5 protein-coding genes are annotated in these 2,006 nt (G+C 72.9%); 4 read left to right on the top strand and 1 reads right to left on the bottom strand.

Features of this window, described 5'->3' with window-relative positions; genetic code table 11:
- The 3 genes from SACHA_RS22440 to SACHA_RS25625 form a co-directional block, all read left to right on the top strand.
- Positions 1 to 298: aminotransferase class I/II-fold pyridoxal phosphate-dependent enzyme (locus SACHA_RS22440; RefSeq protein ID WP_039739266.1), on the top strand; the 298-nt coding region annotated here is incomplete at its 5' end.
- Complete coding sequence (hisB, locus tag SACHA_RS0115210; protein WP_019811051.1) at positions 295 to 894, top strand: imidazoleglycerol-phosphate dehydratase HisB; 600 nt, start codon at positions 295 to 297, stop codon at positions 892 to 894. The genes SACHA_RS22440 and hisB, both read left to right, overlap by 4 nt.
- Positions 895 to 963: 69 nt before the next feature.
- Positions 964 to 1,122: a hypothetical protein gene (locus SACHA_RS25625; RefSeq protein ID WP_019811050.1), complete on the top strand. Its 159-nt coding sequence runs from the start codon at positions 964 to 966 to the stop codon at positions 1,120 to 1,122.
- Between the two features lie 36 nt (positions 1,123 to 1,158).
- Here SACHA_RS25625 and soxR read toward each other — a convergent pair whose 3' ends face one another.
- On the bottom strand, positions 1,159 to 1,620 hold the full coding sequence (soxR, locus tag SACHA_RS0115200) for a redox-sensitive transcriptional activator SoxR (RefSeq protein WP_019811049.1): 462 nt from the start codon (positions 1,618 to 1,620) through the stop codon (positions 1,159 to 1,161).
- A 116-nt stretch (positions 1,621 to 1,736) separates the two neighbouring features.
- Between soxR and SACHA_RS22435 the strand changes: the two genes are divergently transcribed.
- Positions 1,737 to 2,006, top strand: a 270-nt coding sequence (locus tag SACHA_RS22435; protein WP_039739264.1) for a pyridoxal-phosphate dependent enzyme, incomplete at its 3' end; no start/stop codon positions are given.

Genomic DNA, 2,006 nt, shown 5'->3' with positions numbered 1-2,006 from the left:
GGCGGCCCGTGCGGCGCTGCGGCACGCCGACGCGACGCTCGCCTCGGTGGCCGAGCTGGCCGCCGAGCGGGAACGGGTCTGCGACGGCCTGCGTGCACTCGGGCTTTACCCGGTGCACAGCGATGCCAATTTCGTCCTGTTCGGACGATTCGCGGACGCGCCCGCCGTCTGGCGGTCCTATGTGGACCAGGGAGTGCTGATCCGGGACGTGGGGATCGAGGGGCACCTGCGGGTGACCATCGGCACACCCGAGGAGAACGACGCCTTTCTGCGGGCGAGCAAGGAGGTCGCGACGTGACCCGGAAGGGCGCCGTGGAGCGCACCACGAAGGAGTCGTCGATCCGGGTGGAGGTCGACCTGGACGGGACCGGCCGGGTCGAGGTCTCCACCGGGGTGCCGTTCTACGACCACATGCTGCACTCGTTCGGCGCGCACGGCAGTCTCGACCTGACCGTCGAGGCGACCGGCGACGTGCACATCGACGCCCACCACACCGTCGAGGACACCGCGATCGTGCTGGGGCAGGCGGTGCACCGCGCGCTCGGGGACAAGCAGGGCATCCGCCGGTTCGGCGACGCGTGGATCCCGATGGACGAGACCCTGGCGCACGCGGCCGTGGACGTCTCCGGCCGGCCGTACTGCGTGCAGGTCGGGGAACCGGAGCGGTTCCACACGTTCACCGTCGGGGGCAACTACCCGTTCGTGCTCACCCGGCACGTGTTCGAGTCGTTCGCCTTCCACGCACAGATCGCGCTGCACGTCCGCGTGCTGCACGGGCGGGATCCGCACCACATCGCCGAGGCGCAGTACAAGGCGCTGGCGCGGGCACTGCGGGAGGCCTGCGAACCCGACCCGCGCGCGGGCGGGGTCCCGTCCACCAAGGGCGTCCTGTGACCCGCCGGTCGGGGGCGCCCGTGGTCGACGTGGATCGGGGCTCCGGGCCCGGCCGGTGAGGAGGAACCGATGTCGGACGCGCTCGTGGCACTGCTGCTGTTCGCCGTGGGCGGGTTCCTCGCGGGTGGGGCGTTCACCACCTGGAAGAACTCCCGTGCCCTCGCCGTCGCGCTCGTCGTCGCGGCGCTGCTCGCGGTGGGCGGTGCCGTCGCCTGGCTGAGCGGCTGACCGGGCGCCGGGTCACGGCCCGACCGCGGCACCGGGTCACAGTCCGCCCTCGGCGGACGGTTTGAGCACCGGGGCACCCGGCCCGTACCGGGCGATCCGGTCGTCCGGATTGTTCAGGGCGCAGGTGCGCAGCGACAGGCAGCCGCACCCGACACACCCGGTGAGCTGGTCCCGCAGCCGTTGCAGCGCGTCGATGCGCGCGTCCAGTTCGGCGCGCCAGTCGCGGGACAGCCGCGCCCAGTCGGCCTTGGTCGGGGCGTGGTCGTGCGGCAGCGTGGCGAGTGCCTCCCCGATCTGCTCCAGCGAGAGCCCCACCCGCTGCGCGGCGCGGATGAAGGCGATCCGCCGGAGCACGGAGCGCGGGAAGCGGCGCTGGTTCCCCGCGGACCGTTCCGCGTGGATCAGTCCGCGGTCCTCGTAGAAGCGCAACGCGGTGTGCGGCACGCCGCTGCGTTCGGCGACCTGTCCGATGGTGAGATGGTCGGCGAGCTTCGTCACACCGCCACGGTACCTGCCCTCGACATTGCTCGAAGGAAATCGGCGCGGACGATCGCCGTCCGCACACGCCGACCGCACACGGCGGGGCCGTGGGGTCGCGGTGGCACACTGGACCGGTGGATCTCGTGACCGTGCAGGACATCCGCGCCGCCGCCGACCGGATCCGGGGTGCGACGGTGCGCACCCCGGTACTGCCCTGCCCGTGGGCGGGAGAACCCGGGTCCCTGTGGGTGAAACCGGAGAGTCTCCAGGCGGTCGGTGCGTTCAAGATCCGCGGGGCGGTCAACGCGCTCGCCCGTCTCGACGCGGGGCGGCGCCGGCGGGGAGTGGTCACCTATTCGAGCGGCAACCACGCCCGTGCCGTGGCCGCCGCGGCCCGCGCGGCT

The organism is Saccharomonospora halophila 8 (assembly GCF_000383775.1).
In the GTDB taxonomy this organism is placed as follows: domain Bacteria; phylum Actinomycetota; class Actinomycetes; order Mycobacteriales; family Pseudonocardiaceae; genus Saccharomonospora; species Saccharomonospora halophila.
Note: the sequence above shows the minus strand (reverse complement) of the source record. Positions and strands in the feature narration are given on the sequence as shown.